General features: G+C 63.5%; 21 protein-coding genes and 1 tRNA gene. 17 read left to right on the top strand and 5 right to left on the bottom strand.

Annotated features, from left to right (window positions below; genetic code table 11):
- Positions 1–83: 83 nt before the first annotated feature.
- From ACX36O_RS05710 to ACX36O_RS05660, 11 genes are all read left to right on the top strand, one after another.
- A complete protein-coding gene (locus ACX36O_RS05710) occupies positions 84–1,829 on the top strand; it encodes a cytochrome D1 domain-containing protein (RefSeq protein WP_488360179.1) in 1,746 nt (581 codons plus the stop codon).
- 84 nt (positions 1,830–1,913) lie between these two features.
- The gene (locus ACX36O_RS05705; RefSeq protein ID WP_213360419.1) at positions 1,914–2,225 is read left to right on the top strand and encodes a c-type cytochrome; all 312 of its coding nucleotides are present in this window, start codon (positions 1,914–1,916) and stop codon (positions 2,223–2,225) included.
- A 189-nt stretch (positions 2,226–2,414) separates the two neighbouring features.
- Complete coding sequence (locus tag ACX36O_RS05700; RefSeq protein ID WP_250130993.1) at positions 2,415–4,247, top strand: nitrite reductase; 1,833 nt, start codon at positions 2,415–2,417, stop codon at positions 4,245–4,247.
- Positions 4,248–4,409: 162 nt separating this feature from the next.
- Complete coding sequence (locus ACX36O_RS05695; protein ID WP_250130992.1) at positions 4,410–4,718, top strand: c-type cytochrome; 309 nt, start codon at positions 4,410–4,412, stop codon at positions 4,716–4,718.
- Between the two features lie 19 nt (positions 4,719–4,737).
- Positions 4,738–5,946 (top strand): cytochrome D1 domain-containing protein, encoded by a 1,209-nt coding sequence (locus tag ACX36O_RS05690; protein ID WP_213360417.1) that lies wholly within the window; start codon positions 4,738–4,740, stop codon positions 5,944–5,946.
- Between the two features lie 9 nt (positions 5,947–5,955).
- The gene (gene ahbB / locus ACX36O_RS05685; RefSeq protein ID WP_371686369.1) at positions 5,956–6,951 is read left to right on the top strand and encodes a siroheme decarboxylase subunit beta; all 996 of its coding nucleotides are present in this window, start codon (positions 5,956–5,958) and stop codon (positions 6,949–6,951) included.
- A 58-nt stretch (positions 6,952–7,009) separates the two neighbouring features.
- Entirely contained in the window at positions 7,010–8,005 is a 996-nt protein-coding gene (ahbB, locus tag ACX36O_RS05680) for a siroheme decarboxylase subunit beta (RefSeq protein WP_371686368.1), read from the top strand.
- A 152-nt stretch (positions 8,006–8,157) separates the two neighbouring features.
- Positions 8,158–9,423 carry a heme d1 biosynthesis radical SAM protein NirJ gene (nirJ, locus tag ACX36O_RS05675; protein WP_213360412.1) on the top strand — a complete coding sequence of 422 codons (1,266 nt, stop codon included), beginning with the start codon at positions 8,158–8,160 and terminating at the stop codon, positions 9,421–9,423.
- Positions 9,424–9,545: 122 nt separating this feature from the next.
- On the top strand, positions 9,546–11,084 hold the full coding sequence (locus ACX36O_RS05670; protein WP_371686419.1) for a cytochrome D1 domain-containing protein: 1,539 nt from the start codon (positions 9,546–9,548) through the stop codon (positions 11,082–11,084).
- 38 nt (positions 11,085–11,122) lie between these two features.
- Positions 11,123–11,827, top strand: a complete 705-nt coding sequence (locus ACX36O_RS05665) for a Crp/Fnr family transcriptional regulator (RefSeq protein ID WP_213360410.1) — start codon at positions 11,123–11,125, stop codon at positions 11,825–11,827.
- A 72-nt stretch (positions 11,828–11,899) separates the two neighbouring features.
- The gene (locus tag ACX36O_RS05660) at positions 11,900–12,160 is read left to right on the top strand and encodes a sulfurtransferase TusA family protein (RefSeq protein ID WP_213360408.1); all 261 of its coding nucleotides are present in this window, start codon (positions 11,900–11,902) and stop codon (positions 12,158–12,160) included.
- A 134-nt stretch (positions 12,161–12,294) separates the two neighbouring features.
- Here the strand turns inward: ACX36O_RS05660 and cobA are convergent, their stop codons facing one another.
- The gene (gene cobA, locus ACX36O_RS05655) at positions 12,295–13,122 is read right to left on the bottom strand and encodes a uroporphyrinogen-III C-methyltransferase (protein WP_213360405.1); all 828 of its coding nucleotides are present in this window, start codon (positions 13,120–13,122) and stop codon (positions 12,295–12,297) included.
- 146 nt (positions 13,123–13,268) lie between these two features.
- On the opposite strand from cobA, the gene ACX36O_RS05650 reads away from it, so the two are divergent.
- The 6 genes from ACX36O_RS05650 (at position 13,269) to ACX36O_RS05625 (ending at position 18,991) form a co-directional block, all read left to right on the top strand.
- Positions 13,269–13,694, top strand: a complete 426-nt coding sequence (locus ACX36O_RS05650) for a c-type cytochrome (protein ID WP_213360403.1) — start codon at positions 13,269–13,271, stop codon at positions 13,692–13,694.
- 43 nt (positions 13,695–13,737) lie between these two features.
- The gene (locus ACX36O_RS05645) at positions 13,738–15,198 is read left to right on the top strand and encodes a cbb3-type cytochrome c oxidase subunit I (RefSeq protein WP_213360401.1); all 1,461 of its coding nucleotides are present in this window, start codon (positions 13,738–13,740) and stop codon (positions 15,196–15,198) included.
- 108 nt (positions 15,199–15,306) lie between these two features.
- Positions 15,307–15,942 (top strand): cytochrome c oxidase subunit 3, encoded by a 636-nt coding sequence (locus ACX36O_RS05640; RefSeq protein ID WP_371686366.1) that lies wholly within the window; start codon positions 15,307–15,309, stop codon positions 15,940–15,942.
- A gap of 60 nt (positions 15,943–16,002) precedes the next feature.
- Positions 16,003–16,266 carry a cytochrome C oxidase subunit IV family protein gene (locus tag ACX36O_RS05635; protein WP_213360396.1) on the top strand — a complete coding sequence of 88 codons (264 nt, stop codon included), beginning with the start codon at positions 16,003–16,005 and terminating at the stop codon, positions 16,264–16,266.
- 36 nt (positions 16,267–16,302) lie between these two features.
- A complete protein-coding gene (locus ACX36O_RS05630; protein WP_488360178.1) occupies positions 16,303–17,106 on the top strand; it encodes an AAA family ATPase in 804 nt (267 codons plus the stop codon).
- 25 nt (positions 17,107–17,131) lie between these two features.
- Positions 17,132–18,991, top strand: coding sequence for a nitric oxide reductase activation protein NorD (locus ACX36O_RS05625; RefSeq protein WP_488360177.1), 1,860 nt, complete (start codon positions 17,132–17,134; stop codon positions 18,989–18,991).
- Between the two features lie 44 nt (positions 18,992–19,035).
- On the opposite strand, the gene ACX36O_RS05620 is transcribed toward ACX36O_RS05625, so the two are convergent.
- From ACX36O_RS05620 to fdx, 4 genes are all read right to left on the bottom strand, one after another.
- Positions 19,036–20,397, bottom strand: coding sequence for a TAXI family TRAP transporter solute-binding subunit (locus tag ACX36O_RS05620; RefSeq protein WP_371698885.1), 1,362 nt, complete (start codon positions 20,395–20,397; stop codon positions 19,036–19,038).
- Between the two features lie 174 nt (positions 20,398–20,571).
- Positions 20,572–20,646 (bottom strand) — tRNA-Val (locus ACX36O_RS05615).
- Between the two features lie 66 nt (positions 20,647–20,712).
- Positions 20,713–21,435 carry a DNA polymerase III subunit epsilon gene (gene dnaQ / locus ACX36O_RS05610; protein ID WP_213360386.1) on the bottom strand — a complete coding sequence of 241 codons (723 nt, stop codon included), beginning with the start codon at positions 21,433–21,435 and terminating at the stop codon, positions 20,713–20,715.
- Between the two features lie 64 nt (positions 21,436–21,499).
- Positions 21,500–21,838, bottom strand: coding sequence for an ISC system 2Fe-2S type ferredoxin (gene fdx, locus ACX36O_RS05605; protein ID WP_213360385.1), 339 nt, complete (start codon positions 21,836–21,838; stop codon positions 21,500–21,502).
- Positions 21,839–21,848: the final 10 nt, after the last annotated feature.

Raw genomic sequence — 21,848 nt, 5'->3', positions numbered from 1 at the left:
CCATTGACTGCCGTCAATGCCGCAGAAACGCGCTCTCCGGATGATCACCCCTGCAATGTAAGCAAACACTACGGGAGCACACGATGAGTTCATACAAGTTGAAATTGCTGAGCGCCAGCCTGATTCTGGCAGGATTTGCCGTCGGCGCACAGGCCCAGACCAGCGCCACTGCCAAGTCGGATGGCCAGAGCCATACCACGGCAGTCCAGGCGACCTACGAGAACGCGGGCAGCTCCCCCGTAGGCAAGGCCGACATGCACCAGGACGTCAATCCCAAGGCGCCGCCCATGTCCAAGACCGAGTTCGAGCGCGCCAAGGAGATTTACTTCCAGCGCTGTGCCGGCTGCCACGGCGTGCTGCGCAAGGGCGCCACCGGCAAGGCGCTGACGCCCGACATCACGCTGGAGCGCGGCAGCGAATACCTGAAGACCTTCATCGCCTACGGCAGCCCGGCCGGCATGCCCAACTGGCAGACCAGCGGCGAGATGACCGCGGCCGACGTCGACCTTATGGCGCGCTACATCCAGCAAACGCCTCCCACGCCGCCGGAATTCTCGCTGGCCGACATGGAAAAGACACGCAAGGAATACATCCCCGTGTCCAAACGTCCCAGCAGGAAGATGAACAAATACAACATCGACAATATCTTCTCCGTCACCCTGCGTGACAGCGGCGAAGTGGCACTGATCGATGGCGATACCAAGCAGATCATCAACATCGTCAAAACCGGCTACGCGGTGCACATCTCCCGCCTGTCCAAATCCGGCCGCTACCTGTATGTGATCGGCCGCGATGCGCGTATCAACCTGATCGACCTGTGGATGGAGAAACCGGACAACGTCGCCGAGATCAAGGTCGGCCTGGAAGCCCGCTCGGTGGAAACGTCCAAGTTCAAGGGTTACGAGGACAAAATCGCCGTGGCCGGCACCTACTGGCCGCCGCAGTTCGTGATCATGGACGGCGATACGCTCAAGCCGCGCAAAATCGTCTCGACCCGCGGCATGACGGTGGACAACGAGTACCACCCCGAGCCGCGCGTTGCTGCCATCGTGGCCAGCCACTACCGCCCCGAATTCCTGGTCAACGCCAAGGAAACCGGCAAGATCTACATGGTCGACTACACCGACCTGAACAACCTCAAGAGCACCACGCTCGACGCGGCCAAGTTCCTGCACGATGGCGGCTTCGACAGCACTGGTCGCTACTTCCTGACGGCTGCCAACGCTTCCAACAAGATCGCCGTGGTCGACACCAAGGAAGACAAGCTGGCCGCTCTGGTTGATGTGGGCAAGACCCCGCACCCGGGCCGTGGCGCCAACTTCACCCATCCCAAGTTCGGTCCCGTGTGGGCGACTTCCCACCTGGGCGACGAAAGCATCAGCCTGATCGGTACCGATCCGGTCAAGCACAAGGCCAACGCCTGGAAAGTGGTGCAGACCATCAAGGGCCAGGGCGGCGGCTCGCTGTTCATCAAGACCCATCCCAAGTCGAAGAACCTGTGGGTGGATACGGCCCTGAACCCCGATGCCAAGATCAGCCAGAGCGTGGCCGTGTATGACATCAACAAGCTGGACGGCAAGCCGCAGATCGTGGACATCGCAGCCTGTGCCAAGCTGGGCGATGACGGCGCCAAGCGCGTGGTACAGCCCGAATACAACAAGGCCGGCGACGAAGTCTGGTTCTCCGTCTGGAGTGCCAAGAACAAGGAGTCCGCCATTGTCGTGGTCGACGACAAGACCCGCGCCTGCAAGACCGTGATCAAGGACAAGCGCCTGATCACGCCGACCGGCAAGTTCAACGTCTACAACACCCAGCACGACGTGTACTGATTGACTGCAATCAATGAGCCGCGATTCAGGCCCCGCCACAATGGGCCTGAACCGAAAAAGGTTTTTCAACTGGAGTGAACCATCATGAGCAAGCGTCTTATTACTCCCGCGCTCGTCGCCGTCGGCCTGCTGTTCGGCATCGCCAGCAACGTGCAGGCCAGCGAAGCCTTGGCCAAGTCCAAGAACTGCATGGCCTGCCACGCAGTGGACAAGAAAATGGTAGGCCCGTCCTACAAGGATGTGTCTGCCAAATACAAGGGCAAGGGCGCAGAAGCCACCCTGGCCGGCAAGATCAAGAAAGGCGGCGTGGGTGCATGGGGCAACGTGCCGATGCCCCCCAACAACGTGACGGATGCAGAAGCCGCCGCCCTGGCCAAGTGGGTTCTCTCCCTGTAAGACTGCTCTTACGCGCTTTATCAGCCGACGCCTACGCGTCGGCTTTTTTTATTTCCTGAACGCGCAAATTGGTAGCAAAAACAAACGTTTTGATGCATCATTCAACCGATTGACGGCAGTCAATGCAATAACCCCACGCCAAGGCGATGATTCTTACCGAACCCCTCGCCAACAACCTGGAGTCTTTATATGAGCCCGTTCCAGCTGAAGTACCTTGCTGCCGCCCTGGCAGTCGTCGGCCTCTCCGTAGCCGGATGCAACAACAAACAGGACGCAGCCCCCACGGCCGCTCCTGCCTCTACCGCTTCTGCTGCGGCTGCGGCCAGTGCACAGGCTCCAGCCGCCACGGCTGAAAACGCCGCTGCCAAGGCCGATGCAGCCAGCCACGGCGACAGCACTGCCGCCACCTATGCCAACGCCGGCTCCTCGCCGGTAGGCGCAGCAGCCCTGCACCAGAACGTCAACCCCAAGGCCCCGCAGATGACGCAGGCCGAATTCGAGCGCGGCAAGGAAATCTACTTCCAGCGCTGTGCCGGTTGCCACGGCGTGCTGCGCAAGGGCGCCACCGGCAAGCCGCTCACCACCGACATCACGCTGGAGCGCGGCACCGAGTACCTGAAGACCTTCATTGCCTACGGCAGCCCTGCCGGCATGCCCAACTGGCAGACCAGCGGCGAAATGTCCGCCCAAGACGTGGACCTGATGGCCCGCTACATCCAGCAGGAACCGCCCACCCCGCCGGAATTCTCGCTGGCCGACATCGAGAGCTCCCGCAAGGAGTACATTCCGGTCGACAAGCGTCCGACCAAGAAGATGAACAATTTCAACATCGACAACATCTTCTCCGTCACCCTGCGTGACAGCGGCGAAGTGGCGCTGATCGATGGTGACACCAAGCAGATCATCAACATCGTCAAGACCGGCTACGCGGTGCACATCTCCCGCATGTCCAAGTCCGGCCGCTACCTGTACGTGATCGGCCGCGACGCACGCCTGAACCTGATCGACCTGTGGATGGAGAAGCCGGACAACGTGGCCGAAGTCAAGGTCGGTCTGGAGGCCCGCTCGGTGGAAACCTCCAAGTTCAAGGGCTTTGAAGACAAGCTGGCAATTGCGGGCACCTACTGGCCGCCGCAATTCGTGATCATGGACGGCGATACGCTCAAGCCGCGCAAGGTGGTTTCCACCCGTGGCATGACGGTAGACAACGAGTACCACCCCGAACCGCGCGTCGCTGCCATCGTGGCCAGCCACTACCGCCCCGAATTCCTGGTCAACGCCAAGGAAACCGGCAAGATCTACATGGTCGACTACTCCGACCTGGCCAACCTGAAGATGACGGTGCTGGATTCTGCCAAGTTCCTGCACGACGGTGGCTTCGACAGCACCGGCCGCTACTTCATGACGGCAGCCAACGCCTCCAACAAGATCGCCGTGGTCGACACCAAGGAAGACAAGCTGGCCGCTCTGGTCGATGTGGGCAAGACCCCGCACCCGGGCCGTGGCGCCAACTTCAAGCATCCCAAGTTCGGTCCGGTGTGGGCAACGTCCCACCTGGGTGACGAGAGCATCAGCCTGATCGGTACGGATCCGGTCAAGAACAAGGCCAACGCCTGGAAAGTGGTGCAGACCATCAAGGGCCAGGGCGGCGGCTCGCTGTTCATCAAGACCCATCCCAAGTCCAAGAACCTGTGGATCGACACCCCGCTCCACCCGGATGCCAAGATCAGCCAGAGCGTGGTCGTGTATGACATCAACAAGCTGGACGACAAGCCACAGGTGATCGACATCGCGGCCTGCGCCAAGATCGGCGACGACGGTGCCAAGCGCGTGGTACAGCCCGAGTACAACAAGGCCGGTGACGAGATCTGGTTCTCCGTCTGGAGCGCCAAGGACAAGGAATCCGCCATTGTGGTGGTGGACGACAAGACCCGCGCCTGCAAGACCGTGATCAAGGACAAGCGCCTGATCACGCCGACCGGCAAGTTCAACGTCTACAACACCCAGCACGACGTGTACTGATCCACGCCCTTTCCTGAAAGGAGCACAGGCCGGGCGGGCAACCGTCCGGCCTTTTTTCAGGGTTGCCGGCAATCAAGAAAGCATGGCCGGCTCCCTCCTATACTTGACCTCAACCCAACCCCATGGTGACGCGAGATGTTGCAGTTGATAAGAATCCTCGTGATGTGTGGCGCCTGCCTGGCCAGCCTGGCCCAAGCGCAGGAATCTGCCCCCGTTCCCACCGAAGCCCGCCAGCGTGAACTGCTGCACCTGCTCAAGCAGGATTGCGGCGCCTGCCATGGAATGACAATGCAGGGCGGCCTGGGCACCCCGCTCACTGCCGAGGCCCTGCGCGGCAAGCCGGTGGACAGCCTGGTCGCCACCATCATGGGTGGCCGCCCCGGCACCGCCATGCCACCCTGGCATCCGTTCATGAACGAGCAGGAAGCCCGCTGGATGGTGGAGCTGCTGCAGGCCGGAAAGCATCCGTAAGACATTCAGGGAGCACACCATGACCAACTTCTCCAGCAACACCCTGCGCCGCCTGCCGGGCGCCCTCTCCGCCCTGGTGACCGCTCTGGCGCTGGCCGGCTGCGCCACCAGCGGCGGCGCCGTGCGTGGCACTGGCGACCTCGGCGTCGTCATCGAGCGTGCCACCGGCAGTGTGCAGATCGTCGAAAACAGCCAGGACACCAGCCTCGCCCGCGTCAAGGGCCTGGGTGACCTGTCGCACGCCTCCGTCGTGTTCTCGCGCGACACGCGCTACGCCTATGTATTCGGCCGCGATGGCGGCCTGAGCAAGGTCGACATGCTCACGCACAAGCTGGTCAAGCGCGTGATCCAGGCCGGCAACAGCATCGGCGGTGCGGTATCGACCGACGGCCGCATCCTCGCCGCCCAGAACTACGAGCCCGGCGGCGTCAAGCTGTTCGATGCCGACACGCTGGAACTGCTGGCCGACATCCCCGCCGTAGGCCCCGACGGCAAGCACTCCAAGGTGGTCGGCCTGGCCGACCTGCCCGGCCAGCGCTTTGCCTACAGCCTGTTCGAGGCCGGCGAAATCTGGATGATCGACGCCAGCAACCCGCGCCAGCCCAAGATCACCAAATTTCCCAACGTCGGCAAGCAGCCATATGACGGCCTGGGCAGCTCCAACGGCCGCTATTACATTGCCGGCCTGTACGGCGAGGATGGCTTGGCCATGCTCGATACCTGGGCCAGGGACCTGCAGGTGCGCCGCATCCTGCCCGATTACGGCAAGGGCCGCGAAAAACAGCCCGTCTACAAGATGCCGCACCTGCGCGGCTGGGCCATCTCGGGCGACTACGCCTTCCTGCCGGCCATCGGCCACAAGCAGGTACTGGTGGCGGACAACCGCAGCTGGAACCAGGTGACCGCCGTGCCGGTGTACGGCCAGCCGGTGTTCGTGATGGCCGAACCTTCCGGTCGCAAGGTGTGGGTCAACTTCGCCTTCCCGCACAACGACACGCTGCAGGTGATCGACGTGCCCAGCATGCAGGTGGTGCAGACGCTCAAGCCGGGCAAGGCCATCCTGCACATGGAGTTCTCGCCCAAGGGCGACGAGATCTGGGTTTCCAGCCGCGACGAGAACAAGGTGGTGGTGATCGACACGCAAAGCTATGCCACGCGCAAGGTGCTGCCGGCAGAAAGCCCGTCCGGGATTTTCTTCACCTGGCGCGCCAGTCGCATGGGTATGTAAATTTCCGCCATGCAGTACCCCACGGCCTCGCCGCACATGCCCTTGCTGGATGCCTGGCAACGGGATTTTCCGCTCGAATCCAGGCCTTTTGCGCGCATGGCTGCTGCGCATGGTCTGGATGAAGCGGCGCTGCTCGCCTTGCTGCAACAGGCGCTGGACCAGAAGCTGCTGAGCCGGGTTGGCGGCATTTTTGCTCCCAACACCGTCGGCGCCAGCACGCTGGCAGCGGTGACTGTGCCGCCCGGCCAGATCGAAGCAGCCGCCGCGCTTATCAACCGCTACCCGGAAGTCAACCACAACTACCTGCGCGAGCACCACTATAACCTGTGGTTCGTAGTAGCGGCGCTGGACCGCACCGGGCTGCAGCGCGTGCTCGCAGAAATCGGCCAGGCACTGGGCCAGACCGTGCTCGACCTGCCGCTGGAAGCCGAATACCACGTGGACCTCGGCTTTTCGCTGCATGACGGCAGCAAGGTGGCCCACCGCCCTGCCCCTGCGGCCTTGCTGCACATCAGCCCCGAACAACGCCAGCTGATGGCCGCCCTCGGCCATGGCCTGCCGCTGGTACCCCAGCCCTATGCCGCCGTGGCGCAATCCATGGGCTGGAGCGAACAGCAAGTGCTCGACCAGCTGACCGAGTGGCTGGACAGCGGCGTGCTGCGCCGCCTCGGCCTGATCGTGCGCCACCACGAGTTCGGCTACACCGCCAATGCCATGTGCGTCTGGCAGGTGCCGGCCGGGCAGCGCGATGCCAAGGGCGAAGCGCTAGCCGCGCAGCATGGCGTCAACCTCTGCTATGCGCGCCCGGCGCGCGGCAGCCACTGGCCCTACAACCTGTTCTGCATGGTGCACGGCAAGGACCGCTCCGAAGTGAGCCTGCGCGTGGCCGAACTGAACCAGGCTGCCGGCCTGCAGCAGATGCCGCACGCCGTGCTGTTTTCCACCCGCCGTTTCAAGCAGAGCGGCGCCCTGTATGGAAGGACGCGCCCCTATGCCGCAAGCTGACGCCCCCCCGCACCCCGACACACCGGCCCGAGCCTCTTCGGACTCCCGGCGCCAAGCGGTGACGCTGACGGAACCGGAAACCCACATCGTCAATACGCTGCAGGGCGGTTTTCCGCTGCACACCCGGCCGTTCGAGCAAGCTGGCGCACGCCTTGGCATCAGCGGCCCGCACTTGCGCGACGCCATCGCCAGCCTGCTCGAACGCAAGGTGCTGACCCGCTTCGGCCCGCTGTTCCAGATCGAGCGCATGGGCGGCCAGTTCGTGCTGGCTGCGCTGCAGGTGCCCGAAGAACGCTACGAAACCGTCACTGCCCAGGTCAATGCCTTCGACGCCGTGGCCCACAACTACCGGCGCGAACATGCGCTGAACATGTGGTTCGTGCTGGCCACCTCCACTCCCGCCGCCATGCAACAGGCGATTGCCGAGATCGAACAGGCTACCGGACTGCCGGTGCATGCCTTTCCCAAGCTTGAGGAATACTTCGTCGGCATGCGGTTCACCGTAGGGGGCGAAGCCCCGGTGGGCATGCTGGAGCCCCAGGCAGGCGGACCGATGACCTTCCCGACTGATGCGGCATTCGCACTGCAGGACGAAGACTGGCCCCTGATCCGCGCCAGCCAGGCCGGCCTCGCGCTCGACACCGATACCCCCTACGCCACGCTGGCGGCGCAACTCGGCTGGCCCGAGCAACGCGTCCTGCAGCGCCTGCAGCAATTGCTCGATGCCGGCATCATCCGCCGCATCGGCGTGGTGCCCAACCACTACGCCATCGGTTACCGCTTCAATGCCATGGGCGTGTTCGACGTGGACGATGCCGCCATCGCGCGCCTCGGCCCGCAGGTTGGCGCGCTGGATTTCGTCACCCACTGCTACCGCCGCCCGCGCGATCTGCCGCTGTGGCCCTACAACCTGTTCGCCATGTGCCACGGCGCCAGCCGCGAAAGCGTGCTGGAGCAGATCGATCAGGTGCGCCAATTGCTCGGCCCCGACTGCCGCCGGCATGACGCCCTGTTTTCCACCCGCATCCTGAAAAAATCCGGCCTGCGTGTTTAAATGGCCGGACAGTGCAAATAGCGGAAAATGCGGGATCGGGCACTTGCCTCATGCCGGGCGCAGCCCGAGCGAGCTTCCAGAGGATTGACGGCAATTAAGTGCACCCGCGGCCGTCTGTGATCTACTTTCGTTGAAGTTTACGGAGTACCCCCATGCTGCGCCTCACCACCTATCTGCAAGGCCTGCTGTCCGAGCAGCCCGACCGATTCGTTCCAGCCCGCAAGCCCAGCGGCCCGGTCGTCATCTGGAACCTGATCCGGCGCTGCAACCTCACCTGCCAGCACTGTTACGCCAGCGCCGCCAACAAGGACTTTGCCGGCGAGCTGGACACCGCTGAAGTATTCCGCGTGATGGACGACCTGTACGACAGCGGCGTGCGCGTGCTCATCCTCTCCGGCGGCGAACCGCTGATGCGTCCGGACATCTTCGAAATCGCCGCCCGCGCCAAGGCCAAGGGCATGTACACCGGCCTGTCCAGCAACGGCACGCTGATCGACGAACACAACGTGGGCCATATCGCCTCGATCGGCTTCGACTACATCGGTGTCAGCCTGGACGGCATCGGCGCCACGCATGACGCCTTCCGCGGCCTGCCCGGCAGCTTCGAGCAGTCCATGCGCGGCATCCGCCTGTGCCACGACCATGGCATGAAAGTGGGCGTGCGCTTCACCATGACGGAAGAAAACGCGCACGACCTGCCCGCCCTGCTCCAACTGGTGGATGACGAGGACATCGACAAGTTCTATTTCTCGCACCTCAACTACGCCGGCCGCGGCAATGCCAACCGCGAGACCGACGCCCTGCACCAGCGCACACGCTGGGCCATGGACATGCTGATCGACGCCTGCGCGGCCAGCATCCGCAACGGCCGCCCGCGCGAGTTCGTGACCGGCAACAACGATGCCGATGGTGTTTATCTGCTGCAATGGGCACGCAAGCATTTTCCCGAAAAGGAAGAAAAGATTGCCCAACTCGAGCAGAAACTCTACAGCTGGGGCGGCAACAGCAGCGGCGTGAACGTGGCCAACATCGACAACCGCGGCTATGTGCACCCCGACACCATGTGGTGGAAGATCCGCCTCGGCAACGTGAAGGAGCGCAGCTTCGGCGACATCTGGCAGGACACCAGCCACCCGCTCATGGCGGGCCTCAAGCAGGCGCCGCGCCCGGTCACCGGCCGCTGCGCCAGCTGCCAGTACCTCACGCTGTGCAACGGCAACACCCGCGTGCGCGCCTGGGAACTGACGGGCGACTACTGGGCCGCCGACCCGGCCTGCTACCTGAGCGATGCCGAACTGGGCATTGCGCCCGGCAGCTATTCCGAAGAAGAACACCGTCTGGCCCGCCGCCTGCGCAGCATTCCGATCCAGCCGCTTTCCCTCGACGAACAGGAGGTCGCACCATGCGCCCAGGCATGATTTCCCGCAGGGCCACCCCCCTCGCACGCACCCTTGCCACCATCATGGTGGGGCTGGGCAGCCTTGCCGGCCTGACGTTCACCGTTTGCGCCCAGGCTGCGCCTGGCAGCGGCAACACCCAGATGCTGGAATGGATGCAGCGCTCGCACCAGCCGGCCGCCATCCCCGACGCCCGTCTCGCCACCCTTTACCGCCAGCAATGCGCCAGCTGCCACGGCAGCGAGCGGCTGGGCGCCATGGGCCCCGCCCTGCTGCCCGAGAATCTGGAGCGCATCAAGCCCGCCGAAGTACTGCGCGTGATCCGCGAAGGCCGCCCCGCCACGCAGATGGCAGGATACGCCGGAAAACTCAGCGAACCCGAAATCCAGGGCCTGGCGCGCTGGGTCCAGCAGCCCCCCGCCAAGCCGGTCGGCTGGACCGCGGCCGAAATGCGCGCCTCGCACCGCGAGTTCGTCAAGCCCGACTACTCCGACAAGGTCAAGCCCGCCTTCAAGGTCAATGATCCGCACAACCTGTTCGTGGTGGTGGAAGCCGGCGACCACCATGTCAGCGTGATCGACGGCGACACCTTCACCCCCATCACGCGCTTCCAATCGCATTTCGCGCTGCACGGCGGCCCGAAATTCACGCCGGATGGCCGCTTCGTCTACTTCGCCAGCCGCGACGGCTGGGTCAGCCAGTACGACCTGTACACGCTGAAGAAGGTGGCGGAAATTCGCGTCGGCATCAACACGCGCAACGTGGCGGTCTCCTCCGACGGCAAGTGGGTGCTGGCCGGCAACACCCTGCCGCAGAATCTGGTACTGCTGGACGCACGCGGCCTCAAGCCGGTGCGCACCTACCCGGTGAAGGACCGCGAAGGCAAGTCTTCTCGCGTCTCCGCCGTGTATGACGCCGCCCCCCGCAACAGCTTCGTCGTCGCCCTCAAGGACGCCCCCGAACTCTGGAGCATCTCCTACGACCCCAAGGCCGAGCCCTTCTACTCCGGCTTCGTGCACGATTACAAGATGAAGGAAGGCATCCCCACCAAGGGCTTCCTCAATCCGCGCGTCACGCCGCTGCAGATGGTGCTGGACGACTTCTACTTCGACCCCGACTACAAGTACGTCATGGGTGCCTCGCGCGACGGCAAGGCGCAGGTCATCTCGCTGGTCTCGCGTGGCAAGGTCGCCGAGCTGCCGTTGCGCGGCATGCCGCACCTGGGCTCGGGCATCACCTTCAAGGCCAACGGCCGCCTCTACATGGCCTCCACCAACCTGAACACGCCCACGGTCACCGTGATCGACATGCAGAGCTGGAAAGTGGCCAAGGAGATCCCCATCCCCGGCCCCGGCTTCTTCCTGCGCAGCCATGAAGACACCCCCTACGCCTGGGTCGATTCCATGATGTCGCCGACGGCGAAAGACACCATCTCCATCATCGACAAGCGCACGCTGGAAGTCGTGCGCCAGCTCAGGCTGCGCCCCGGCAAGACCAACGCCCACGTCGAATTCACGCGCGACGGCCGCTACGCGCTGGTCAGCATCATGGAAAATCCCGGAGAACTGGTCATTGTCGACGCAAAGACCTTCCGCGAGGTCAAGGCATTGCCCATGTCCAAGCCGATTGGCAAATACAATGTCTACAACAAGGTCACGCGATCGGAGGGCACCAGCCACTGATTGGCGGCCAGTCCCAACCCCCCTGTCAGATCCGAGGCATGAGAAAAGAAGTCGACGTCCGCAAGCTGGTTCGCTACCAACCCCTGTTCCAGGAGCTGAACGACGCCCAGATCGAGTCCCTCATGCCCGGCATCCGGGAAATCCGCATCGAAAAAGGCCGCGACCTGTTCCACCGCGACGACCCCTGCGACGGGCTCTGGCTGGTGGTCTATGGCCGCGTCAAGCTCTTCATCACCTCGCCGCAGGGCAACGAGAAGGTCATCGAGATCGTGCAGACCGGCCAGAGCTTCGGCGAAGCCGTCATGTTCCTGCGTCGCCCCTATCCGGTCAGCGCCCATGTGCTCGAAGACAGCATGCTGCTGCACGTGAGCGAGAGCGTGATTTCCGACGCCATCGAAACCGACAAGTCCTTCGCGCGCCACCTGCTGGCCGGCCTGTCCATGCGCCTGCACACCTTCGTGCAGGACGTGGAGCGCTACTCCATGGAAAACCCGCTGCAGCGCGTTGCGGGCTATCTGGTACAACTGAGCGAGACGCCGGAAGCAGAGGCTTTCACCGTCAGCCTGCCCGTCAACAAGAACCTGATCGCTTCGCGCCTGAGCCTGGCACCCGAGACCTTCTCGCGCGTGCTCAACCAGCTCACCACGGCCGGCTTCATCCAGGTCGACGGCAAGGACATCACCGTCAGCAACCCCTCGGGCATGCTGCTGTTCGCACAAACCTCTGCCAAGACCAAATCCTGACCCCTGCCGGATGTCCGGCAGGTCCGGGCCATCCAGCCCACCAGCCAATAACAACATTCCCCGGGAGCCTCCATGACTGACAGCCACGCATCCGAACCGGTCAAGCCGATCGACCTGCGCAAGTTGCCGCCGCCAGAACCCATGCTGGTCATCATGGACGCCATTGCCGACCCCGTGCCCGCCTGCGGCTACTGGGCCTTCCTGCTGCCGCGCTTTCCGCAGCCGCTGGTGTCCATGCTGGCCGATCGCGGGCTGGATTATCGCGTCGAGCCCGAGGAGAATTACGACGGCGTGCTGATGCGCATCGCGCCAGAATTTCCCGAGGAAGACTGACGGGGCGCGCACGCGTGTCCAACATAAAGCGGCGCCACTGTTCCGCCTGCCGATTGCCGCCAGCCGAGTGACCGTGTGCTGCGCTGGGCGGTCATCCGCCCGAACACTCCGAGCAGGGCAAGCAAGCTGGCTGCTCAGGCCATTTCCGGCATGCCCCGCTTCGCCTGCTCGATCAGCGGGTAGAGATCCCCATGCAGCGTCACCACGCTGCCGATGATCAGCAGCACCGGCGACTCCAGTCCTGAGCCTGCCAGCGTCTGCGCCAGCGCACCCAGCGTGGTCGTCACCACGCGCTGCTGCGGCGTGGTGGCACTGGCCACAGCCGCCACCGGCGTTTCGGCAGCGTGGCCGTGCGCCATCAGCTCGGCCGCAATGCGCGGCGCCTCGCCCAAACCCATGTACACCACCAGCGTGGACGCCGGGTTGAGGTGGCGCACCCATTCCAGATCATCACAGTCCTTCTTGCGGTGTCCCGTCACGAAACTCACCATCTGCGCATGATCGCGGTGCGTGAGCGGAATGCCGGTGCTGGATGCCGCCCCCATGGCCGCCGTCACACCCGGCACCACCTCGCAGGGAATGCCCTCGCTGGCCAGTTCCTGCATCTCCTCGCCGCCGCGGCCGAACATGAACGGATCGCCGCCCTTGAGGCGAACCACCCGCAAGCCCTTACGCGCCTTGTTGACAATCATGCGGTTTGTCTCTTCCTGTGGCAACATATGCCTGTTTGCACGCTTGCCTACGCAAATGCATTCGCACCGTTCGGGAATCAAGTCGAGGATCTCTTGCGAAACCAGCAGATCGTAAAGCACCACGTCTGCCTCGCGCAGCCGCCGTAGCGCCCGCAGCGTCAGGAGCTCCGGGTCGCCCGGGCCTGCTCCTACCAGGCTGACCAGCGGCCCCGATTCGGGCCGCGAAGCACCGGTGGTCTCCACTGTGCATGCATTCTTGGTGTTCTTCATGAATAACCATCCTTGTACTGCCGATTTCGAGGCTCCAGTGTACAAACGGACCGGCCGGTTTTTGATTGATTGGGGTCAATGCCTCCGGAGCCGCGTGAAACTTACATTACATCGTGTTGCAAAGGCACTTACAGAAAGGATGTGGCATGGCAGCTAGCTTCACCAAGTCGACGGCCCGTAATATCTTTTACGGCGGATCGACGTTCTTCTTCCTGCTCTTTCTGGCACTCACATTCCAGACCGAGCGGAGCTTCCCCCAGTACGACAACCGCGCCGCCATTACCGACCAGGTGGTGCGCGGCAAGAAGATCTGGGAAACCAACAACTGCATCGGCTGTCACACCATGCTGGGTGAAGGCGCGTACTTCGCGCCCGAACTCGGCAACGTGTACCCGCGCCGTGGTCCCGAGTTCATCAAGGCCTGGATGAAATCCCAGCCGAGCAAGGTTCCCGGCCGCCGCCAGATGCCCAACTTCCACCTGACCGACGCCCAGCTCGACGATCTGGTGGCATTCCTGAAATACAGCTCCGAAATCAAGACCCACAACTGGCCGCCCAACAAGGAAGGCTGACCCCCGGTCCGGAACTATTCTTTAAACGATTGAGGAGAAAAGCATGACAAGCGTAACCTTGCCTGTGGATGCCGAAAGACTGGCACCCGTGGCGCCGGCCGACGTGGCTCCCAGCCCGGCCAAAGTTAAGTACGCCTCACAGGCGGTCGCCAAGCCGTATTTCATCGCCGCCATCGGCCTGTTCGTCGGCCAGATCATCTTCGGCCTGATCATGGGCGCGCAGTACATCTGGGGCGACTTCTTGTTCCCGGCGATTCCGTTCAACATCGCCCGCATGGTGCACACCAACCTGCTGATCGTGTGGCTGCTGTTCGGCTTCATGGGCGCAGGCTACTACCTGATTCCCGAAGAGTGCGAACGCGAGTTGCACAGCCCGAAACTGGCGCTTGCGCTGTTCTGGATCTTCCTGGTTGCCGGTGCGCTGACCATCGTCGGCTACCTGATGGTGCCCTACTCCACGCTGGCCGAGATGACCGGCAACGACCTGCTGGCCACCATGGGGCGCGAGTTCCTGGAGCAGCCGCTGATCACCAAGATCGGCATCGTGGTCGTGGCCCTGGGCTTCCTGTACAACCTGTCCATGACCATGGCCAAGGGTCGCAAGACCACCATCAGCCTGGTGATGATGATCGGTCTGTGGGGCCTGGCCATCTTCTTCCTGTTCGCGTTCTACAACCCGCACAACCTCGCCCGTGACAAGTTCTACTGGTGGTGGGTGGTGCACCTGTGGGTGGAAGGCGTGTGGGAACTGATCATGGGCGCCATGCTGGCCTTCGTGCTGGTGAAGGTGACCGGCGTCGACCGCGAAGTGATCGAAAAATGGCTGTACCTGATCATCGCCATGACGCTGATCTCCGGCATCATCGGTACCGGCCACCACTACTTCTGGATTGGTACGCCCGGCTTCTGGCTGGTGTGGGGTTCCGTGTTCTCCGCCCTGGAGCCGATCCCCTTCTTCATGCTGACGATCTTCGCCTTCAACGTGGTCAACAAGCGCCGCCGCGAGCACCCCAACAAGGCCGCCGTGCTGTGGGCTCTGGGCTGCGCCGTGATGGGCTTCCTGGGCGCCGGCGTGTGGGGCTTCCTGCACACCCTGTCCTTCGTCAACTACTGGACGCACGGTACGCAGATCACTGCCAGCCACGGCCACATGGCCTTCTACGGTGCCTACGCCATGGTCGTGATGTGCATGATCTCCTACACCATGCCCATCATCAACGGCCGCGAAGCCAACAGCAACCGGTCGCAGATCTGGGAAATGTGGGGCTTCTGGCTGATGACCGTCTCCATGGTGTTCATCACCCTGTTCCTGACGGGCGCCGGCATCGTGCAGGTCTGGCTGCAGCGCTATAGCGACACGCCGCTGAACTTCATGATGACGCAGGACAAGATCGTGATCTTCTACTACCTGCGCCTGATTGCCGGCTTCACCTTCCTGGCTGGCCTGGGTGCCTATGTCTGGAGCTTCTTCAACGGAGGCGAGAAAGCCAAGGCCCTGCGCTGATCACCGGATTTTCACCCAGCCGCTTTCCGGGGCGGCTTTGGGGCGGCGCGGCAACGCCGCCCCTTTTTATTTCTGCCGGGCCATGCTCCGGCTTTCAGGAGGCATTGCATGCAGTCCGACGCAAGGTCCACCCCCCTTCCCCCCGACACCACGCCCCCGGCTCCACGCCGTATCCCCGGCGAACGCCACATCCCCGGCGACATGGCGATGTGGATCTTCATCATGATCGAGCTGGCCGTGTTCGGCTTCTTCTTCGGTGCCTATGCCTGGTCGCGCGCGAAGCAGCCCGAAGTCTTCCTGCAGGGCCAGGCGCAACTGGATCTGACGCTGGCCCTGATCAACACCGTGCTGCTGATTCTCGGCAGTGCCGCTGCCGCCTGGGCCGTATCGCTGGCCACGCGGCCGCAGGCGCAGCCGGCTCAGGTACGCAAGGCGCTGATGACGGCGCTGGCCTTCGGCGCCGGCTTTCTCATGCTGAAAATGACCGACTTCGTGGTGAAGCTCAATGCCGGCTACGACATGGCCACCGACGACTACTGGATGTTCTATTTCTCGCTCACCTTCTTCCACTACCTCCACGTCATTCTGGGCATGGTCTTTATCGGCATGGTGTGGGTGCGCCTGCGATCCGTGGCAAGCTGCGGCGAAGAGCAGGCCTACTGGGTGGAAACCGTGGCGTCCTACTGGCACATGGTCGACCTCGTCTGGCTGGTGCTGTTTGCACTGGTCTACATCGCCCACTGAAGCCCCGTTTTCTTCGCCGGCGTCAATGCGGCGCCTGCCTGTTCAGGAGATAGTGCCCCCATGCGCAGTTCCAGTTTTCCCGTCGGGATCGCCATCATCACGGCGATTCTGCTGACCCTCACGGGCGTCGCGGCCTTTCTTGCCGAGTCCGGCATTGCCTGGCCCTTCCGCCTTGGCATCGTCGCCCTGGCCATGGCCTGGATCAAGGGCTTTCTGGTGGCCGAGCATTTCATGGAATTGCGCCACGCCCCGCTCTACCTGCGCCTTTTCGTGCAACTCTGGCTCGCGCTGGCCTGTGGCGGCCTGATGCTGGCCTTCTGGTGAACGCCGGCGCTTCGCAACGATTATGGAGTACCCCTGATGAACGCCATGAACGAACCCGTCTTCGATATCCCCTACTACCAGCCCACCGGCCAGGAATGCGAATTGTTCGAGGAGGCCTGGAAGCAGCACCTGCCCATGCTGATCAAAGGCCCCACCGGCTGCGGCAAGACCCGTTTCGTGGCCCATATGGCAGCGCGCCTGAAGCTGCCGCTGTACACCGTCAGCTGCCATGACGACCTCACCGCTGCCGACCTGATCGGCCGCCATTTGATCACCGCCGGCAGCACCGTGTGGTGCGACGGCCCGCTCACGCAAGCCGTACGCACGGGCGGCATCTGCTATCTGGACGAAGTGGTCGAGGCGCGCAAGGACACCACCGTGGTGCTGCACCCGCTCACCGATGACCGCCGCATCCTGCCGATCGAGCGCACCGGCGAGGTGCTGCATGCACCCGACAGCTTCATGCTGGTGGTGTCGTACAACCCCGGGTACCAGCACGTGCTGAAGACGCTCAAGCCGTCCACGCGCCAGCGTTTCGTCGCCATGTCCTTCGATTTTCCGCCGCCGCAGGTGGAAATCGGCGTGGTGCAGCAGGAAGGCGGCGTGAGCGCCGAAGTGGCCCAGCGCCTGGTCGGCCTGGCCACCAGCCTGCGGCGCCTGCAGGGCTACGACCTGGAAGAATCGGTCAGCACGCGTCTGCTGGTGTACGCCGCCAAGCTGATCGCCGCCGGCATGCCGCCGCGCATGGCCTGCAGCGCCGCGCTGGTCGAGCCGCTGTCGGACGAAGCCGATACGGTTGCCGCACTGCAATCCATTGTCGACACGCAGTTTCCGGCCTGACTGATCGCCTGAAGGAAGTACGGCCATGGAAGAGAAAGTCGGCAGCTGGTGGGACTCACTGATCCGGAAAGCCGCCTATCGCGGCTATCCGCAGGCCTCCGTGCGGCTGGACAGCATGGAAAAACTCGCGCCGGTATTTTTCCGCGCCATGGGCGGCAACCCTGCGCTGGGCCTGCGCAGCACGGTGGGTACCGAGCACCAGGGCAAGCGCTCCTTGCTGGAACGCATCGCCGGCACCAATGACCGGGTGGAACTGGCGTGGGCCGACGACAAATCGCTCTTCCTGCCCGAGCAGATCGATCTGTTTCCGCAGAAGGATCTGAACCGCAAGCTGTACTTCTGGCTGCTGGCACTCAGCGCCGAATACGTGCCCGAGCTGAGCGAAGCCCGAAGCGACTGGTTGCGCACCAACCAGGAGGCCACGCAGCGCTGCCTGACGGCCATGCCCGGGCTGGCAGAGGTGTATCGGGAACTGGTAGCAGCCTATCTTCCGCTGCGCGGCAACCTGGCCATGATGCCGGCCGCCCAGGCCGACACGGAAAAGGCCATCCGCGCGGCGCTGGAGCATCCTGGCCAGCCCGTCGCAACCCCGGTCAACAGCCTGGAAGGTATCATGCCGGTGCATCTGTGGTCGCACCCTGCGCCGCCGTCCATGCCGACACCCCAGCGCAAAAGTGACGACGAGGATACCGACCCCGAAGCAGTCCAGCACCAACAGGCCGAGTCGAAGAAGAAGCGCCGCTACCGCGCCAAGCAGGCCGAGCAGGACGAGCGCAAGAACGGCCCGCTGATGATTTTCCGCGCCGAATCCATCTTCACTTGGGACAATTTCGTCAAGGTGAACCGGCACGACGACGATGACGAGTTGGGCGACCTGCGCGCCGCCGACGATATGGACGAACTGGCCATTGCGCGCGACACCAAGAAGCGCTCCTCCCGCCTCAAGCTCGATCTGGACCTGCCGGCCAGCGACTATGATGACACGCCGCTCGGCCCCGGCATTCTGCTGCCCGAGTGGAATTACCGCACCCAGCAACTGGTGCCGGAACATTGCTGCGTGCAGCCCATGCTGCCGAAGAACTCGCACCCCACCGAGCTGCCGGAACGCCTGCAGCGCAGCGCACACCGCCTGCGCCGCCAGTTCCAGGCGCTGGCACCGCAGCGCAACCGCCGCTTCGGCCAGATCGACGGCATGGACCTCGATCTGGATCGGGTAGTGCGCTTCTTTACCGAAGTGCAGTCCGGCAAGGCCGAATCCACCGGCAACTTCTATCTGGATACCCCGCGCAATGAGCGCAGCCTCGCCTGCCTGCTGCTGGCAGACGTGTCGCTATCGACCGAAGCCTGGGTCGGCAAGGGCCAGCAAGCCAGCTCGGTGATCGATGTGGTGAAGGACAGCCTGATGCTGTTTGCCGAGGCGCTGCAGGCCTCGGGCGATGCGTTTGCGCTGTACGGTTTTTCGTCGCTCAAACGCAAGCAGGTGCGCTACCTCACGCTCAAGGGCTTTGACGAATCCTACAACGAAGTCACGCGCGGCCGCATTGCTGCCCTGACTCCGGGGTTCTACACCCGCATGGGCGCGGCCATCCGCCAGTCCACGGAGATCCTGCTCAAGCAACCCGCGCACAAGCGCCTGCTGCTGCTGGTGACCGATGGCAAGCCGAATGACCTGGACCACTACGAAGGCCGCTACGGCATCGAGGATACGCGCCAGGCCGTCCTGGAAGCGCGCAAGGCCGGGCTGGTGCCCTTCTGCGTGACGATCGACCGCGAGGCGGGCGAATACCTGCCGCACCTGTTCGGCACGCACCATTACGTGGTGGTGCCGGATGCGACGCGCCTGCCCAAGGTGCTGACACGGCTGTATTCGACGCTGTCGCAGTAAGCGCCAGCATGTCCAAGCGGTTGTGACCGGCCCTGTGCCGAGCCCTAGCGCCGCAACGCCTCCCGAATTTTGGCCTCGAGCTCCATGCTGGCCGTCAGCAGCGTGCCGAACTTCTGCTTTGCGCCCTGAGGCAGCCACATGGATCGCAGCCGCTCCTGCAGGGCGTGCACCCGCTTGAGCAATGCCAGCAAGTCGCTGCGCCCGCGTGCCCGGCTCAGTGCCGCTTCCAGTTCCAGCAGATCGTGATAACGCTCGCTCTCCAGTGCCGAGTAATACAGGCTGCGGTTGTTCGGCAAACTCTTGAACAAGGGGAACAGCAGCCCCAGCAACGCCAGCAGCCCCAGCCAGGCCGAGTCGATCAGCGTGGCCAGCCAGTATGGCAGGTAATTCCAGGCCGTGGGCAAGCCGCTCTCGTAGTAGCGCCGCGCCACCTTGCCATGCTCCAGCCCATCCCTCGCCAGCACCGGAAAATCCCCCGGTTCCGTAAACGGATCGAGTTCCTCCGCCGCAAGACGCCGGCTGATGTCCAGCAGCAGATACTTGGTTGCGCTGTGCAGTTCAGGTCGCACCACCAGCGTCATGGTGCCCGCCACCATATGGATATCCTGCGCCGGCAAGGGCGGCTCCAGCATGGCCGTACCGGACGGCATCACCACCGGATAGATATTCGGTTCCAGCCTGGCATGGCCATCCATGTGGGAAAAATTCCACATCCCCAGCCCCCGATTGCGCAGCAAGGCCTGCACATGACCCGCCTCATAGCTGGACGCAAGAAGTCCCGCATCCACCGCCCCCGATTGCAGCGCTGCCACCATCTCGGCATTGCTCAGCGGCACCGTCTCGATGGACTGCCGGATCTCGGGCGCCAGATGCTCCATCAGGCGCCTTGCCATCAGCTGCGTACCGCTTCCCGACGAGCCGATCGCCACCCGCTTGCCGCGCAAGGCGGTACCCAGGCTCTCCCCGGACACCACGGACGGACGATGGAACAGCCACAGCGGCTGGTAGGCAACGCTGCCCAGGCTTTCCACCTCCTTTACCGGCGGCAGTCCCGCCTGCGAAAAACCCACCTCCGCCCGATCCTCGCTCACCAGCCGCAGATTGTCGGGGGCGCCCTGGGAATCGACAAACTCCACCTTGACGCCCGTCAGCGCCAGCTCCGCTGCATAGCGCCGGGCCATGGCCTCGATGCCGGAATCCGGCTGTCCCCTGGCGATACGCAGCGTATCGGGCGGAAACGGCAGCAGCAGGAAGGCCAGCACCAGCAACACAGCCAGCGGCACCAGCCACAGCACCCACTCCCGCCGCATCACCCACAGCGTCGCCATGACTTCGTGCCGCACGGCATTGCCCAGATAGCGCCCGATGCGCGGGTTTTCCTGGCGGGGATGGTTGTCTGCGCTCATACACCCTCTTTGTGCGCCTTGCTGGCGTCTTGTCTGAAGCACAGCCGTTTCTGCCGGTCCAGGGTTTGGAGATGGAAGTGAGGCAATACTACACGCAGCATCCCGCCTGCCGATGTCGCCGGGATTGCGCGCCAAAGAAAAAGGCACCTGATGTCGCCATCAAGTGCCTTTACATGGTGGGTGATACATGGATCGAACATGTGACCCCTGCCGTGTGAAGGCAGTGCTCTACCGCTGAGCTAATCACCCTTGTCTTGTTTGCCGCTGAAGAACTTGTGTTCGTCAACCGCTGAAGCCGCTATTATGGCACGGTTTTCAGCTTGTCTGCAAGCCCGTCGAAATTTTTTTCCAGATGGTCTTGTCGCCACTGGCCTTGTCGATCACCAGCAACATGGCGGCATGCGCCTCCAGTTCATGCGCACTGGCGCGCAGCACCGGCAGCTGGATGCCGCTCAGATCCACCAGCACCGCACCCGGGCCCTGGCTGTCGTCGCCCGGCCCCGTCTCCATCATCAGTGATTCCTGCCCGCGCGTGAGGCTGATGTATACATCCGCCAGCAGCTCCGCGTCCAGCAAGGCGCCGTGCAGCGTACGGCTGGAGTTGTCGATGCCGAAACGGTCGCACAGCGCATCCAGCGAATTGCGCTTGCCCGGAAACTGCTCCTTGGCCAGCGCCAGCGAATCGACTACGCCGGTCACATGCGCGCGGAACGGATCGCGGCCCAGCAACTGCAGTTCGTGGTCCAGAAAGCGCGTATCGAACGCCGCGTTGTGGATGATGACTTCCGCATCCTGCACATAGGCGAGAAAGTCCTCCACGATCTGCGCAAACTTCGGCTTGTCGCTCAGGAACTCGGTCGTCAGCCCGTGCACCCGCAGCGCGCCCTCCTCGCTGTCGCGCTCGGGGTTGATGTACAGGTGCAGGTTGTTGCCGGTAAGCTGGCGGTTGATCAGCTCCACGCAGCCGATCTCGATGATGCGGTTGCCGTCGGAAACTTCCAGGCCGGTGGTTTCGGTGTCGAGAATGATCTGGCGCATGGGGCAATGATAAGGGCTGCACGCGGCAGCCCTGGGTGAAACATGCAGGGTGAGTACCCGCCGCTCAGTGGTTTTCCTTGGCGTGGTTGATCGAGTACTTGGGGATCTCGATCGTCAGGTTCTGCGTGCCCACCATGGCCTGGCAGGACAGGCGCGAGTTGGGCTCCAGGCCCCAGGCACGGTCCAGCATGTCTTCCTCGCACTCGTCCTGCTCGCTCAGGCTGTTGAAGCCCTCGCGCACGATGACGTGGCAGGTGGTGCAGGCGCAGACCATGTCGCAGGCGTGCTCCATGTTGATGTTGTTGTCCAGCAGCCCCTGGCAGATGGTGGTGCCTGTCGGGATCTGGACTTCGGTGCCCTCGGGACAGTATTCCGCGTGGGGCAGGATCTTGATGATAGGCATGGGTGCCGCT

It is taken from the genome of Brachymonas sp. KE5, assembly GCF_057773645.1.
The sequence above is the reverse complement of the archived record's forward strand: the minus strand, read 5'-3'. Positions and strand labels throughout refer to the sequence as shown.

Coding starts and splice junctions, on each gene's coding strand:
- ACX36O_RS05710 (WP_488360179.1), top strand. CDS start 84: ATGAGTTCATACAAGTTGAAATTGCTGAGCGCCAGCCTGATTCTGGCA.
- ACX36O_RS05705 (WP_213360419.1), top strand. CDS start 1,914: ATGAGCAAGCGTCTTATTACTCCCGCGCTCGTCGCCGTCGGCCTGCTG.
- ACX36O_RS05700 (WP_250130993.1), top strand. CDS start 2,415: ATGAGCCCGTTCCAGCTGAAGTACCTTGCTGCCGCCCTGGCAGTCGTC.
- ACX36O_RS05695 (WP_250130992.1), top strand. CDS start 4,410: ATGTGTGGCGCCTGCCTGGCCAGCCTGGCCCAAGCGCAGGAATCTGCC.
- ACX36O_RS05690 (WP_213360417.1), top strand. CDS start 4,738: ATGACCAACTTCTCCAGCAACACCCTGCGCCGCCTGCCGGGCGCCCTC.
- ahbB (WP_371686369.1), top strand. CDS start 5,956: ATGCAGTACCCCACGGCCTCGCCGCACATGCCCTTGCTGGATGCCTGG.
- nirJ (WP_213360412.1), top strand. CDS start 8,158: ATGCTGCGCCTCACCACCTATCTGCAAGGCCTGCTGTCCGAGCAGCCC.
- ACX36O_RS05670 (WP_371686419.1), top strand. CDS start 9,546: ATGCTGGAATGGATGCAGCGCTCGCACCAGCCGGCCGCCATCCCCGAC.
- ACX36O_RS05665 (WP_213360410.1), top strand. CDS start 11,123: ATGAGAAAAGAAGTCGACGTCCGCAAGCTGGTTCGCTACCAACCCCTG.
- ACX36O_RS05660 (WP_213360408.1), top strand. CDS start 11,900: ATGACTGACAGCCACGCATCCGAACCGGTCAAGCCGATCGACCTGCGC.
- cobA (WP_213360405.1), bottom strand. CDS start 13,122: ATGAAGAACACCAAGAATGCATGCACAGTGGAGACCACCGGTGCTTCG.
- ACX36O_RS05650 (WP_213360403.1), top strand. CDS start 13,269: ATGGCAGCTAGCTTCACCAAGTCGACGGCCCGTAATATCTTTTACGGC.
- ACX36O_RS05645 (WP_213360401.1), top strand. CDS start 13,738: ATGACAAGCGTAACCTTGCCTGTGGATGCCGAAAGACTGGCACCCGTG.
- ACX36O_RS05640 (WP_371686366.1), top strand. CDS start 15,307: ATGCAGTCCGACGCAAGGTCCACCCCCCTTCCCCCCGACACCACGCCC.
- ACX36O_RS05635 (WP_213360396.1), top strand. CDS start 16,003: ATGCGCAGTTCCAGTTTTCCCGTCGGGATCGCCATCATCACGGCGATT.
- ACX36O_RS05630 (WP_488360178.1), top strand. CDS start 16,303: ATGAACGCCATGAACGAACCCGTCTTCGATATCCCCTACTACCAGCCC.
- ACX36O_RS05625 (WP_488360177.1), top strand. CDS start 17,132: ATGGAAGAGAAAGTCGGCAGCTGGTGGGACTCACTGATCCGGAAAGCC.
- ACX36O_RS05620 (WP_371698885.1), bottom strand. CDS start 20,397: ATGAGCGCAGACAACCATCCCCGCCAGGAAAACCCGCGCATCGGGCGC.
- dnaQ (WP_213360386.1), bottom strand. CDS start 21,435: ATGCGCCAGATCATTCTCGACACCGAAACCACCGGCCTGGAAGTTTCC.
- fdx (WP_213360385.1), bottom strand. CDS start 21,838: ATGCCTATCATCAAGATCCTGCCCCACGCGGAATACTGTCCCGAGGGC.